This is a genomic window from Kurthia zopfii, assembly GCF_003143955.1.
Classification (GTDB): Bacteria; Bacillota; Bacilli; order Bacillales_A; family Planococcaceae; genus Kurthia; species Kurthia zopfii.
In genome coordinates, this window is the sequence record NZ_QFVS01000018.1 from 41,315 (window position 1) to 56,090 (window position 14,776).

The 14,776-nt window shown below is 37.5% G+C and carries 11 protein-coding genes, 7 tRNA genes and 2 rRNA genes; all 20 read right to left on the reverse strand.

Features of this window, described 5'->3' with window-relative positions; genetic code table 11:
- Positions 1-15: 15 nt before the first annotated feature.
- Positions 16-1,704: an ATP-binding protein gene (locus DF281_RS07995; RefSeq protein ID WP_109349739.1), complete on the reverse strand. Its 1,689-nt coding sequence runs from the start codon at positions 1,702-1,704 to the stop codon at positions 16-18.
- The gene (locus DF281_RS08000) at positions 1,679-3,835 is read right to left on the reverse strand and encodes a Mu transposase C-terminal domain-containing protein (RefSeq protein WP_109349740.1); all 2,157 of its coding nucleotides are present in this window, start codon (positions 3,833-3,835) and stop codon (positions 1,679-1,681) included. The genes DF281_RS07995 and DF281_RS08000 overlap by 26 nt, the downstream gene beginning before the upstream one ends.
- Positions 3,832-4,671 (reverse strand): TnsA endonuclease N-terminal domain-containing protein, encoded by an 840-nt coding sequence (locus DF281_RS08005; protein ID WP_109349741.1) that lies wholly within the window; start codon positions 4,669-4,671, stop codon positions 3,832-3,834. Before DF281_RS08005 ends, DF281_RS08000 begins: the two co-directional genes overlap by 4 nt.
- A 151-nt stretch (positions 4,672-4,822) precedes the next feature.
- Positions 4,823-6,613: a glutamine--fructose-6-phosphate transaminase (isomerizing) gene (gene glmS / locus DF281_RS08010; protein ID WP_109349742.1), complete on the reverse strand. Its 1,791-nt coding sequence runs from the start codon at positions 6,611-6,613 to the stop codon at positions 4,823-4,825.
- A 453-nt stretch (positions 6,614-7,066) separates the two neighbouring features.
- A complete protein-coding gene (gene glmM / locus DF281_RS08015) occupies positions 7,067-8,419 on the reverse strand; it encodes a phosphoglucosamine mutase (protein ID WP_109349743.1) in 1,353 nt (450 codons plus the stop codon).
- Positions 8,420-8,466: 47 nt separating this feature from the next.
- Entirely contained in the window at positions 8,467-9,765 is a 1,299-nt protein-coding gene (locus tag DF281_RS08020) for a CdaR family protein (RefSeq protein ID WP_166636104.1), read from the reverse strand.
- Positions 9,765-10,556, reverse strand: coding sequence for a diadenylate cyclase CdaA (cdaA, locus tag DF281_RS08025; protein ID WP_109349751.1), 792 nt, complete (start codon positions 10,554-10,556; stop codon positions 9,765-9,767). The genes DF281_RS08020 and cdaA overlap by 1 nt, the downstream gene beginning before the upstream one ends.
- Before the next feature lie 206 nt (positions 10,557-10,762).
- A complete protein-coding gene (locus tag DF281_RS08030) occupies positions 10,763-11,371 on the reverse strand; it encodes an anti-sigma factor family protein (protein WP_109349745.1) in 609 nt (202 codons plus the stop codon).
- A gap of 11 nt (positions 11,372-11,382) precedes the next feature.
- Positions 11,383-11,946: an RNA polymerase sigma factor SigW gene (gene sigW, locus DF281_RS08035; RefSeq protein ID WP_109349746.1), complete on the reverse strand. Its 564-nt coding sequence runs from the start codon at positions 11,944-11,946 to the stop codon at positions 11,383-11,385.
- Positions 11,947-12,045: 99 nt separating this feature from the next.
- Complete coding sequence (gene rocF / locus DF281_RS08040; protein ID WP_109349747.1) at positions 12,046-12,948, reverse strand: arginase; 903 nt, start codon at positions 12,946-12,948, stop codon at positions 12,046-12,048.
- Between the two features lie 154 nt (positions 12,949-13,102).
- Positions 13,103-13,294, reverse strand: coding sequence for a hypothetical protein (locus tag DF281_RS08045; RefSeq protein ID WP_109349748.1), 192 nt, complete (start codon positions 13,292-13,294; stop codon positions 13,103-13,105).
- Between the two features lie 106 nt (positions 13,295-13,400).
- Positions 13,401-13,473 (reverse strand) — tRNA-Lys (locus DF281_RS08050).
- A 20-nt stretch (positions 13,474-13,493) separates the two neighbouring features.
- Positions 13,494-13,568, reverse strand: a tRNA-Gln gene (locus tag DF281_RS08055).
- Between the two features lie 28 nt (positions 13,569-13,596).
- Positions 13,597-13,680: transfer RNA gene (locus tag DF281_RS08060), tRNA-Tyr, on the reverse strand.
- A 25-nt stretch (positions 13,681-13,705) separates the two neighbouring features.
- A tRNA-Val gene (locus tag DF281_RS08065) sits at positions 13,706-13,781 on the reverse strand.
- 11 nt (positions 13,782-13,792) lie between these two features.
- A tRNA-Glu gene (locus DF281_RS08070) sits at positions 13,793-13,867 on the reverse strand.
- Between the two features lie 106 nt (positions 13,868-13,973).
- A tRNA-Thr gene (locus DF281_RS08075) sits at positions 13,974-14,046 on the reverse strand.
- A 16-nt stretch (positions 14,047-14,062) separates the two neighbouring features.
- Positions 14,063-14,139, reverse strand: a tRNA-Asn gene (locus tag DF281_RS08080).
- Between the two features lie 341 nt (positions 14,140-14,480).
- Positions 14,481-14,596 (reverse strand): 5S ribosomal RNA (rrf, locus tag DF281_RS08085).
- Positions 14,597-14,663: 67 nt separating this feature from the next.
- A 23S ribosomal RNA gene (locus DF281_RS08090) occupies positions 14,664-14,776 on the reverse strand; the annotation flags it as partial.

The following is a 14,776-nucleotide window of genomic DNA, read 5'->3' on the forward strand; positions in this document are numbered from 1 at the left end:
ATCTCTCCTATCATTTCAATGAAATTCCTCAATTAGGTTCTTTATATAACCATTTTCCTTTAATACTTCATACATATGTTTCTTCTGTTTCAGTGCCTTCTCCCTAGCATCTAACAAAGGTAATACTTTATTCGAAGGTACTGCCTGCACTTTCTTCTCCTTAACCTTCTCATTCAACTCAATTAAATTAGGAATAAGTTGTGTTTTCAGTAGGTTATAATCCGTTTCTATCGATGAATTTTCTACTAATTTCTTTGTAGCTTCTTTAATGTCACTCGGAGTTAACGCATCAAAAATACCGATTGCTGCAACTTCTTCACTCAAACCTTCAATCAACTCTTGGCGCTTGTATGCTAAAGTATTTTTACGCTCTTTCATTGCCTCTTTAATTCGACCTTCATACTCAGTGCTTTTTTTATGATTCTGCATTAATTCATCCAGATTAATCATAATATCCTCATACTTGTACATAGCTCGTAAATCATTTTTACGAATAGCATTCAACATTGGCTGAATGATCTTCATATCATTTTTTGCCGTTTTCTTTAAGACTCTTGGTGTCAATTTTTCATCTTCATTCGCTTCATCATATAACGCTCTTTCTTGAGCCAATATAAATAGGTTTACTGCGACAGAAGTAATTCCCTGACATTCATCATAAAAAGTTTTCTTAACATCATCTGTGAGCTCTGAGTACGTTTTAAGACATTGTAATTCCCACAACGTTTCTAAAAAGAAATCCCATTCCTCACTATTTTCATCCATACGATCCCAAATGATTGAACCATCGCTAGCTGCACGACGAGCCTGCCGAAAGTTACCTTTGAACAATTGTTGAGCCTTAGACGTACCAATCAAAACTGTTGGAACACCAACCGTATTAGACAAAGTCACAAAGAAATTAAGCATCTCTTCTTGATCATTTTTTGCATGTAATAGATGTTGTATCTCATCAATTACAAGTACGCCAACACCATACATACTAGCTAATGAAGTCATATGTAACAACATAGTCGATGTTACACGATTTAAGTATCCGAACTTCTCTAAATAACGCGTTCCTAATAAATCATCTATCGCTTTAAAAAAGCTTTTACAAAGGGTTGAAAGGCTCCCATCATAAGGACAATCTATTTTTAACCAAACGATTTGTGTACGATTGAACGGCTCTCCTTCATATTGTTCATGCTTAATCACTTGTGGATACATCAACAATAATCGCTCAATAGCTGTCGTTTTTCCGATACCTGAAATCCCAATGATAGATAAGCTATCTGCTGTAGAACGAATATAATTTAACCGTTCATCTATATATCTATGTGCATCTTCTTCATCTTCTCGTAATTGATGTAAAACTCGAATACGCTCCAAAAATGTTTTATCTAAAGGATTTCTAGCTAAATAACCTCTACGAATCAACGTAGATAATCGACGTTCCACTTCGAAATGAATCGGTAATGGCTGAATAAAATTCTTTATACGTTTAAGCACATGATAGCGAATGTTTGTGGCACTTTGCTTATCTTGAGTTGTGATTCGTGGTGTCACCATAAAACGTTCCAGTACGTCATCCTCGTCAAAAATGGGTGGCAGCGCCTCAATGAAAGGATTCCTACTGTATTCAGACAACATCTGTTCCTTGTATTCAGCTTCTTCAAAGTTGCCTTTTAAAACTACATTAGTCATCTTTTCCAAGCTGCTCATCTCGTTTCTTCTTCAATTTTTCCATAAGACGTGTTGACGATTTTTGAGGTGGAGGCTCTTCCAATTTTGTTCCTGATTCAAAATCTATAATTTCTGGTGAATGTTCAGCTACGGTAGGGGTTAAATCAAACTTTTCCGTATTTCGATTCGCTTCTTTTTCGATTTTTTTATTATCACGTATAGCTTCAAGTTTCTCTTTTTTACTTGTAGGCTGGTGCGTAACTTGTTTTTTTCTTTTAACAGCTGATTTTATAATTTGATCCATCATCGTATCAGCATTAATGGTTAGTTGTACTTGCTTCGAGCGGTTCTCTTCTTCTAATTCATTACGCAACTGTTGATGAAATATAACTTCCTCTAAAAAATCTTCTTGATATTGCTGACTCGGCTCTAATAATATACATGTTTCAAACCCCATACCATCATCATTTGGAATATAGATTTTGTCTAAATGTCGGGGGTCATAGACAATATCAATGCTTTTATTCTTCAACTTCGCATACCATTGTTCTTCAATTGCTTGTTTTGAACCATACAATAAATTTTTAAATTTAATACCTGCTCTGGATATAGTAGCTTTACCTCTTGGCAACACGTTCAATCGTAGAATCGCTCTGTCTATTGTTCTTAAACGCCCTTTGCGATTTTGTACGCCCCAATTCCATAAATTAATAGGTGTTGGCACAATTTCATCTGTAATCATCTCTTTTTCCATTGGATATTTATCAATAATTTTATGATTATGATGAAGTATCATTGTAATAACTAGTGCTGTAAATTCTTTTAAATTTAATGTAGCATCTAATCGATAATCTCGATCTCCTCGTTCTCTATACTCTTTTTGAATAGCACCAGGAGCTTTTTGCTTAACTTTCCCATTAATCGTACGGAATTTACGCTCAACAATCCCTTTTAAATCTCCTCGATAAGCAGTCGTGTTTTCAATTTTGATATTTAAGTTATTAATGAGCCCTGCAACCGAATAACCTTCAAATTCTCCTCTGTCAGCAATGATTACTTCTGGTAAATGATGTGTCGGCCATTGTTCTTCTGTAATTTCTACTCCGTATTGTTTACAAAAATCAGCCTTATTAGCCACCATATTATCTAAAGCCATCATTGCACCTAGCCACGACGGTCCTTCAAGCCCGACATATAGCCCTGTGATCATGCGCGAATAAACATCAATAATTGCATAAACAACAGGTCTACCAATAATTCGATTTGCATCAAAAGAACTCACTAAATAAATATCCGCAATCGTGGCATCAACTTGAAATCTCGTACCCGGTCCATTTGTTTCAACTTTAGAATTACTTAAAATAGGACGATGCTTTAACTCATATTCTTTCGCACTCTTACGAAATGTTATATCTTTTTTAGGATCTTCTAACTTTTTAAACCAATAATAAAATTGATGGTATGAAGGAATTTGATTCGTTTCCCAAATACGATACTGAATTTCACCATTTTCTTTATATCGATTGGAATAAAAATCTCGTAAAATAAAATGATATACATCTTTTAATGAATAATTATTGGCTTTCCGATAATATTTATTAATAGCATGTTCAAATTGTATTTTAATTTCATCTGTTATATTAATACCACTGCGATATTCACCGTTTATAGTTACTCTACGTGGACGCCCAACCTTATCATTACTTAATTTTTTTGTTTTTCCTCTACCACCCGATTTTGCATAATCAGGTAACATCGCATTCTTATTCATCCCACGCTGCCAATAACGACTGAGGAGTTTTTTTACTTTTGTAGGTGTGACATCTAATTCCTGAGCTATATCTTTAATTTTTATTTCTCTACCATTCTTCTGAAGCAAATCATTCATATGTTTTAAACAATATTTTTGAACAATATCCCAATCTAAATCTCGTTTCTGAATTTGAATATCCGTTAAGTCTTCATCTTCAATTACCCGTGCAAATGGATCCGTAATAATAATCCATTCTCTTTGTTCTACGTCTGTTAAAAACGATGTGAATAGCTCTTTCTTAGGCATTGATGTAATAGCATCCACATTAACGATATACACATATGATTCTTTGATTTCAACAATACGTATTCGTTTTGAATCCTTCACAGATTGCAACACTTGATTAATATAAATCATCCGTATTTCACCTGCTTTAATTTACTTTCGTCAATGGTTTGAATAACCATAGTTTCTTCTACATTTAGTGGTTTTAACATATCTATTTGAATGATTTTTTGAGCTAACAAATGATAAAATAATGTCATTCCGCTGCCTAAAGACAAGTGCACTTCTTTATCAAACAAATTTGTGATTTCTCGAATGCTTTTATCCGTATCTAATACTCTCTTCAATAATTCAATTGCTAAATCTTCAATAGATTGTGGACTAATATTTTGGAATGCATCATATTGTTGAATATCATAATAGTCATGTATATAACTAATATTTCGTGCCAGTGTTTTAGGAATTTCTAATTCCGTCACAATACCCCAGTCCACACCTCTTTTTTTCCAATAAACACGCTCAATTTCAAACTTCTCAAGAACCCGTTCTTTTAAAAGTTCATCTTTCATTTTTATTGTTCTGGCAAGCTCTACGCTATCTTCGCTTTTATTTACTGTTAATAAAAAATCCGTTGTCATGACAATTGGTTCACCAGTTTTCGGATCAGTTGGATGTTTAATTCCTAATTCATCGGCAATGACAAGTGTTTCTTCTAACGGCAACAGCGGATATTGTTCTCGAATGTCGACAATAGAATCCGAAAATTCAGTTAAATAGAAGTAATTTCGCTCCAAATCCGATAAAAATTCATGTTGCCTACCAGTTTTAATACCTTTTAAACGAGTAGATCTTCCAAGTGAGGAAACGTCTTGAATATTTAACCATGGCTTATAGTCAGCACCCACTCCTGAACCACGACCTTCTTTAATCCATTTTTCAATTTTAGATGTTCTAGTTCTTTTTGACATAAAAACACCCCTTTAGATTACTATAATCTAAAGGGGTAAAACGGTGCAACTTTTTTATAAACGGTATAACTTTATTCAAAACGGTATATCTTTTTTATAAACGGTACGACTTTATTTCAAACCTACATCTAAAGGGGGTTTCACTATATTCCTACTCCACCGTTACGCTCTTCGCTAGGTTTCGTGGTTTATCTACGTCACAGCCTCTGTATAGTGCTGCATAGTAGCTGATTAGTTGTACAGGGACAACTGCTGCTAATGGCGCTAATAATGGGTGTACGTGAGGGATTGTTAATGTATCGCCCGCTTCGTCCATGCCTTCCATCGCAATGATGCAAGTATGTGCGCCTCGTGCTGCAACTTCTTTCACATTTCCTCGTAAGTTTAATGCAACTTCTTTTTGCGTAGCAAGTGCGATGACTGGTGTGCCATCTTCGATTAAAGCGATTGTACCATGCTTCAATTCACCGCCAGCAAATCCTTCTGCTTGGATATATGAAATCTCTTTTAATTTTAATGCTGCTTCCATACTTACGAAATAATCCATTCCTCTACCGATGAAAAATGCATTACGAGTAGTCGCTAAAAACTTCTCAACAACTGTAGCAAATTCTTCTTTACGATCAATAATTGATTGGATGGCATTCGCTGCAATACCTAGCTCTTTTTTCAAATCAAATGTTAATTGATCTGCGACTGCCGCTGCTGTAATTGCTAGAACAGCAACTTGTGCAACATATGCTTTCGTAGAAGCTACTGCAATTTCTGGACCTGCATGTAGTAATAATGTGTAATCCGCTTCTCTTGATAAAGTAGAGCCAGGTACATTCGTAATCGTTAATGCTTTATGACCCATTTCTTTTACTTTTACAAGCACTTGGCGACTATCCGCAGTTTCTCCAGATTGCGAAATGAAGACGAATAATGGTTTTTTCGATAATAACGGCATATTGTAACCAAACTCACTTGAAATATGAACTTCCACAGGAATTTGAGCCATTTTCTCAAAATATTGTTTACCGATTAATCCAGCATGATAACTCGTACCCGCTGCAATGATGTACAGACGATCTGCTTCTTTAATCGCTTGTAAAATAGTTGGATCGATTGTTAAATCGCCCGCTTCATTTTCATACTGCTGCATAATGCGACGAACGACTGCTGGCTGTTCATCCATTTCTTTTAACATATAGTGAGGGTATGTCCCTTTATCGATATCACTTAAATCAAGTTCTGCTTTATAAGGCGCGCGCTCGATTAATGTACCGTCTATTTTTTTGATTTGTACTTCATTTGCTTTCACTAATACAACTTCTTGGTCATGAAGTTCGATAAATTGGTTCGTCTCATTCAACATAGCCATCGCATCTGAAGCGATCACATTGAATCCTTCACCAACACCTACTAATAACGGACTTTTATTTTTTGCGACGAAAATAGTATCTTCGTTTTCCGCATCAATTAAGCCAATCGCATATGAACCTTCAAGTAAAGAAAGTGTATGGCAAAATGCTGTTTCAGTAGTCATTCCTTCATTTGAGAAATGTTCTACTAACTGTACAATTACTTCTGTATCCGTATCACTTTGCATCGTGATGTTTGGTAAAAATTGATCTTGTAATAAATGATAGTTCTCGATCACACCATTGTGTACAATCGTAAATCTTTTTGATGCACTTTGATGCGGGTGAGAATTCGTATAGTTTGGTACACCGTGAGTTGCCCAACGTGTATGTCCGATTCCTGTAGTCGCTTCTACATTTGAATCTACCACTTGGCGCAAGTCAGCAATTCGACCTTTTTCTTTAAAAACGTGAATACCTGCATCATTACGTACAGCAATACCAGCTGAGTCATAACCGCGGTACTCTAGTTTTTCCAGACCTTTCAATAAAATTTCCTTCACATCTGAAAGTCCGATATATCCTACAATTCCACACATATTAAATTTTCCTCCGATTTTTTCGCAAATTATCCATGTCAGAAAAAAGACCGCACAAAAGCACTGGCCAAATTCTGCATATTTCCTATTTGCCGTTTCATCTCTTTGTCCAATGAATCACTTCACTGATTTAAAGATGAACTTACGATCGGGCTGTCGACCGGGAGGCATCCGCCGAAACATTCGATAATCCTCCACCTCGTCTACTGAAGATTCATGTCGTCCGATTTCTTCAGTACTGGCGCTATAACTGTTTTTCCGATTTCTGCTTATACACAAGGCTCCTTAGCAATTTATTAGATTTCTATCATAAACGGTAACATTACAGTAGTCAATTCATAAACGGAAAAAAATAACTTTTTTCATCAAAATACTATTTCCCAGGCAATATACTATACCTCAAAACAAAAAAATCGAACCACATAGTTGTGATTCGACCTTTTCAAGATTCGCTTATTCAGCTAATCCCATTTCTTCTTTTACTACATCTGCAATACGTACGCAGAATGCATCGCAAGAATCTTGTGTAGCTGCTTCAACCATTACACGCACTAAAGGTTCAGTACCAGAAGCACGAACTAATACGCGACCGTTACCAGCCATTTCCGCTTCAACCGCTGCGATTGTTTCCGCAACTTTTGCATTATCCGTTACAGCATATTTATCTGTCACACGAACATTGATTAATTTTTGAGGGAAGATTGTCATCTCAGCTGCAAGCTCAGATAATTTCTTGCCTGTCATTTTCATTGTATTCACTAGTTGTAAACCTGATAGTAAGCCATCACCAGTCGTATTGTAATCGATGAATACGATATGACCTGATTGCTCTCCGCCGACATTATAGCCGCCTTCACGCATCGCTTCTACTACGTAACGGTCTCCTACTTTTGTTTGGATGCTCTCGATGCCTTCTTCCTCAAGCCCCTTGTAGAATCCCATATTACTCATCACTGTTGATACAACCGTATTTTTATTTAAACGGCCTTTTGAATGTAAATATTTCGCACAAATAAACATGATCTGATCGCCATCAACAATTTGACCTTTTTCATCAACTGCGATTAAGCGGTCACCATCACCATCAAATGCTAGACCAACGTCTGCACCTTTTTCAAGTACAAGTTCTGCTAATGCTTCAGGATGTGTTGAACCAACGCCATCATTGATATTTAATCCTGTAGGTGAAGAACCCATTGATGATAAATCTGCTTCTAAATCTGCATATAAATGTGTCGCTAATGAAGATGTTGCACCATGCGCGCAGTCTAATGCGATATGAATGCCTGTGAAATCTTCATCTACAATTTGTTTTAAGTATTGGATGTATTTCAATCCACCTTCGAAGTAATCACTTACCGAACCAAGGTCTGCACCAGTTGGTCGTGGTAATGTATCTACTTCTTCATCTAATAGTGCTTCAATTTCGGCTTCCTGTGCATCCGATAATTTGAAACCATCTGCACCGAAGAATTTAATACCGTTATCCGCTACTGGATTATGTGAAGCTGAGATCATTACGCCTGCGTCCCCGCTCATTGCACGAGTTAAGTAAGAAACGCCTGGTGTACTAATAACACCTAAACGCATAACTTCTGCACCTACTGAAATTAAACCAGCTACAAGTGCGCCTTCAAGCATTTCACCTGAAATACGTGTATCGCGACCAATTAAGATTTTAGGACGATTTGTAGTGTCTTTCGTTAAAACGTATCCTCCAAAGCGACCTAATTTAAAAGCTAGCTCTGGTGTTAACTCACTATTAGCGACTCCTCGGACGCCGTCTGTACCGAAATATTTACCCATTTTGTTGTTCTCTCCTTTAAAGCATATCCATTATTTAATCATGTATTTTATGAAGCTTTCTTCGTAAAATGAACCTGTACATTTGTCATTGAAGGACGAAACTCAATATTCCCCGGGCCATCCACTTGGACAGGTAGTTCCTCTGTACCTTCTGCTACTTTACTCGCATCAACAGATACCGAAACATCACCCTTCGTTAATTTTGCTGCTCCTTCACCTTTTGCTACAACATCAATTTGACCTGTAGCCGGTGTTACAAATGCATGATTAAACGCTGCTACATCTAGTCCTGCTAGACGTACATTAATATTTTGTAATGTTTTTTCGTCAGAAGCTGTAGTCTCTTCATCCTCTTTTTCAGTCGGATCTTCCGAGTTCGCTACATCATCTGAATTGTTTTCATTGTCTTTTGTAATGTTCACTTTAATATCTATACTATCTATAGACGTACTAGTAACCCCTTTTGGTTTGTGAATCGTGCCATTTACTGTTTTTGATTTTTTCAAACCAGACACATCTGCATCAACTGTAATCTGATGAATTTGATCAATTTCAGCGCGCGATCCGTAGATTACGACCTTCTTCGTTTTAGAAGTCACACTATCCACAGCGTACCCTTTCGCAGGTGTACCCTTTGGCTTAACAATAACCGGAACTTCTCGATTATATTCACCAAGCTCGACTTTTACTGTAACAGTTTTTGGCTCAACGTCAACATTTAAAATATTCAAGTCACGGTCAAAAATCTTCACACCCGCTGATTTTTCAAATGTTTTATCTGCTCCTTTTTCAGCTGAAACAGTTGCCTTCACATAACTAATACTCTCGATTGCACTCTTCGCTCCAGACACTGTAACCGTCTGTGGCTCTGTTGTCATCGACTTCACAAATTTATGATCCGCTAACTGATTTTCGTTAATTTCAGGTTCGACACGCACATCTTTCGTAATGCGCTCTTCCACCATTACTTTAACTGTTTTCGGATCAACTTCTACATCCAATTTATCGGAAAAACCAACCGCTTTATATTTAATCACATGTTCACCGCTTGGTTTATCTTTAATATTCGCAATTACTTTGAAATTACGTCCCGTTTGCGTTGTAATCACAATGCCAATTGGGCCGTGAATTTTTACATCCACTGTTTGCGGTACACCTGAAACGACGAAATTACTATCGTCGTAACGAATTTCCACAGGGACATCTTGAATAATGGCATCTCGCATACCTGAAGTTGTTGAATCAACATTATTCGTACCATTTGGTCTCACGCTGAAAAACATCAGGACTGCCAATGACAATGCTGTAATGCGCAATAGCCATTTGTTATCGATAAATTTATCCATTATTTTTTGCCCCCTTTCCATGACCAACGTGAAGTAGCTTTCTCAGTCGGCTCATCACCAAACCAAGCTTTACGTAAGCGTTGCTCAAAATCATCAATAGAAAGGTCGCGGAATAACTCGCCATTCACCGTCAAACTAATACCACCAGTTTCCTCAGAAACGACGATTGTCACAGCATCAGTTACTTCACTAATACCGATTGCCGCTCTATGTCTCGTCCCTAACTCTTTTGAGATAAATGGACTTTCAGACAATGGTAAATAACACGCAGCTGCTGCGATTCGATTTTTTTGTAAAATTACTGCACCATCATGTAATGGTGTATTCGGAATAAACAGATTGATCATTAATTCTGATGAAATATCTGAGTTCATCGAAATTCCCGTCTCAATATAGTCGTTTAATCCTGTGTCTTTTTCGATTGACACAAGTGCGCCAATACGACGTTTTGCCATATAACTAACCGATTTCTTCATCGCTGCAATTAATCGATCTCGTTCTTCATTTTCCTGCATGCTACTTCTCGCAAAGAGCTTACCGCGCCCTAGTTGCTCCAATGCTCGACGAAGCTCTGGTTGGAAAATGATGATAATGGCTAAGAAACCATAATCAATTACTTGTTGGGTCATCCAACTCAAGGTATTCAAGCCTAAATACAAAGTAATAATTCGAATAATGACAATTACGAATATACCTTTTAGTAATTGAACTGCTTTTGTCCCTTTAATGAGGGTCAAAATTTTATAAATAACGAACCAAACTAGGAGAATATCTAAAATATTTAATAGCATTCTGACTAATTGGTTTTCAGTAAAATGTGTCAATTCATTAATAAATGTCACGTGGAATCCCCCACTTTTCTAGCGCGTGCATATGAGTACAGTATAGCACAACATACCCTTTCTTCGCCTTTTCCAAGCAAGAAATTGTAAAAAAAGAACTGTAAAATCGGTTCTTCCAATAACGGAAAAATACAATTCTACAGTTCTAGTATTTATTATTTTGATGAGAAAATTCCTGTTACACAATCTTTAATCGAGTACCAAAGCCATTCGAATGTTTCGTCGACTTCTTTCACTTGACCTGTAACATTGGCAGCTGACGCCATATACTTGCCGTTTACGACTGTAATGTCACCATCTACCTTACCCTTCACTTCAAGCGAACCGTTTTTGACTATGATGTCGCCTTTGATTGTTTCATTCTCTGGAACAACAACAGAACCATCTTTGACAATTAAGCCCGGATAATCTGTAACAGAAAACTCCGAACTTGAGTTATAGCCTGACATTAATGGCCCACTCATCAAAATTGCAAAAATTGCAACCGCTACAAGCATTGGATGTCTACGCAACCAGCGCTGAATGCTACTTTTCACTTTTGGCTTAGGTAAGCGTAACATAACTCTTTCTGAGAACCCCATTGGCACAGCTATTGCTGGCAATGATTCTAGGGTGTGAACTACATATTCTAGCTCACTCATATGCTTTTGGCACGCTCCACAAGTATTTAAATGACTGCGCAGCTCTTTTTCTTCTGTCGCACTAATATCTCCATCTAAATGAGCATGCATATACGTAACAATATTCTTTGGACATGCATCCATCATGATTCCCCCTACACATCACCTAACTGCTTGCGAAGTGCTTCTCGTCCACGATGCACACGTGTTTTAACAGTGCCCAACGGAATTTCAAGAATATCACTAATCTCTTGCAGTGGTAACTCCTCAATATACTTCAAAATCACGACCGTACGATATTTCTCAGGTAAGCGGCTAATCTCGTAATGAATGCGCTCCTTTAATTCCATACGCTCTACTTCTTCCTCAGGCAATCTCTCATCTGCTGGTATTTGCGAATAGAGATCCAAACCTTCTGTACCTGGCACATCTGCATCCAAATAATAATCTGGCTTTTTCTTACGCAGTCGGTCAATACATAGATTGGTTGCGATTCGGTATAACCAAGTAGAGAATTTCCTCTTTGGGTCAAATGTATGTAAATTAATATACGCACGTACAAATGCTTCCTGGGCAATATCCTCTGCCTCTTGTTGATTCCCTAATATGCGATAGCATACGTGATAAAGACTCTGCTGGTAAGAGTTCACAATGTCAGAATATGCATTTTGATCGCCCTTTAGCACCTGCTTTATTCTCTTATTAATTAGCGTGTCCATTGTGATTTTCCTTCCAACTAAACTTATATTCTATATACGTTTCGTTATTACAAATAGTTTCATTTTCTATTGTAACATGTGAAGGGGGATTGAGAAATTTTATACTAAAGATTCTCCTAGTAAAGAACCCATTAATTCCACTGCTACATTCGCTGTAGAGTTCTTCGTATCTAATACAGGGTTTACTTCAACAAACTCTGCAGAAGTTAATACACCTGATTCTTGAAGCATCTCCATCGCTAAATGACTTTCTCTATACGTAATGCCTCCAGGAACCGGTGTACCTACACCTGGTGTGTGTAACGGATCAAGTCCATCTAAATCTAATGATAGATGCACACCGTCCACATTACGTGATGCTAAGTACTCTAACGCGTCTTTCATAACCGCTGTCATACCTAGACGGTCAATTTCATGCATCGAGTACACTTTAATACCTTTTTCCTTAATTAAAGCCTTCTCACCCTCATCTACAGAGCGAGCGCCGATAATAACTAAGTTCTCAGGCTTAATTTTCGCTCCACTTCCACCGATGTTCGTAAGCTTCTCATGACCCATCCCCATCGCTACTGCAAGTGGCATCCCGTGAATATTACCTGATGGTGAAGTTTCAGCCGTGTTCATATCAGCATGAGCATCGTACCAAATAACACCTAGATTTTTATAATGATGTGCAAGACCAGCAAGCGTACCAATTGCGATACTATGATCCCCACCTAAAATTAATGGAAATTTCTTCTGTTCAACAGTTTCTTTCACTCGGTTTGATAATTGTGTACAAGCCTCAACTACCGCACCTAAATTACGTAATTTCGGATGCACTTCTAATTGCGCAGCATTTGATACATAGATATCCCCTTCATCTTTTACCGTATGTCCAATAGCTTCTAAACGCTCAATAGCACCTGCATAACGAATTGCGCTAGGTCCCATATCAACACCACGACGCATTTGACCGAAATCAATCGGTACACCAATCACTGAAATCTGTAAGTTTTCCATAATTTTAACCCCCTTAGATTACTTCCTATTGTAATCGCTTACACACACATGGTTCAACCAGACATTTATTCGCATAATTATACAAAAATAGCTATTTCAAACGAAAAAGAAACCGCTTAGCGAATATTTCAGCTAAACGGTTTCTTTTATTAGATTATTGATCGCTAAAATGATCTTTCAAATCATTCTTTTTTTCTTTTGCATCCGTCTTTAAATCAGCAGCTTTCTCCTCTGTTCTATGTTTTATTTCATTTGCAGAGTTACTTGCTTTATCCTTTAAGACATCTAGTTTATCTTTCCCTTGTTCTACTACATCTTTTAGTTTGTCTGAAAATTCATTTCCCATTTTTATAGCCTCCTTAATGTTACTACTTATACTTTTACCCACTATTTATAGAATTAAACATAAAAAAAACCTTCTCTTTTATAAGAGAAGGTTTTATAAACCTTGATGAGTCATGCAGGATTCGAACCTGCGACCCTCTGATTAAAAGTCAGATGCTCTACCAACTGAGCTAATGACTCAAGATAAAATATTGAAAAAATGGCTGGGGAACCTGGATTCGAACCAGGGCATGACGGAATCAAAATCCGTTGCCTTACCGCTTGGCTATACCCCAACAATGGAAATGATATGAAAATTTAAAATGGTGGAGGGGGGCAGATTCGAACTGCCGAACCCGAAGGAGCGGATTTACAGTCCGCCGCGTTTAGCCACTTCGCTACCCCTCCGACACAAAAAATTATATATAATATATGGTGGAGGATGACGGGATCGAACCGCCGACCCCCTGCTTGTAAGGCAGGTGCTCTCCCAGCTGAGCTAATCCTCCGAATATATGAATGGTGACCCCTACGGGATTCGAACCCGTGTTACCGCCGTGAAAGGGCGGTGTCTTAACCGCTTGACCAAGGGGCCATCAAATAAAATTTAAGTTAATGTCTTAACAAGACAAGAATTATAATATCATGTTTTTTAAAACGATGCAAGTGTTTTTTTGAAATAACTTAAAAGATTTCTTTTAAGCTTCCAACCGGGCTCGAACCGGTGACCTCTTCCTTACCATGGAAGCACTCTACCTGCTGAGCTATGGAAGCATAAGACATAAAAAAATGGCTCCGTTGGCAGGACTCGAACCTGCGACCCTCTGATTAACAGTCAGATGCTGCTACCAACTGAGCTACAACGGAACAATTATTATTAAAATCTAATGCGTTATCCTTAACACATATATTATTATAACAAAATACGAAAAATATGCAATATGTTTTTTGAATATTTATTTAAAAATCCTGTATTTTTGATAGTATTATTCAATTTTTATAGGGATATTGAAACAGGGCTTAATGGTATTTCACTATATCATAAGTCTTGTGTTGTTTAATACTCTCTAAAGCCCTTCTAAGCGTATCTGAGAGGTGCTAGAGGGCTTCGAGTATGACAATTAAGATCTAATTCTACTAGTATTCCAGCTAACGCGTTCCATAAAAATGCATAAAAAAAGAACCACTCTACAAGTGGTTCTTCGTTTGCGTAGCAATGTCCTACTCTCACAGGAGGAAACCTCCAACTACCATCGGCGCTAAAGAGCTTAACTTCCGTGTTCGACATGGGAACGGGTGTGACCTCTTTGCCATCATCACTACACTTCTTTGAAAGAAGTTTGTTCTTTCAAAACTGGATAAACGGTTCATTGATAATTTTTGTAACAATTGTGGTTAAGTCCTCGATCTATTAGTATTCGTCAGCTCCATATGTCACCATACTTCCACCTCGAACCTATCTACCTTGTCGTCTTCAAGGGATCTTACTTACTTGCGTAATGGG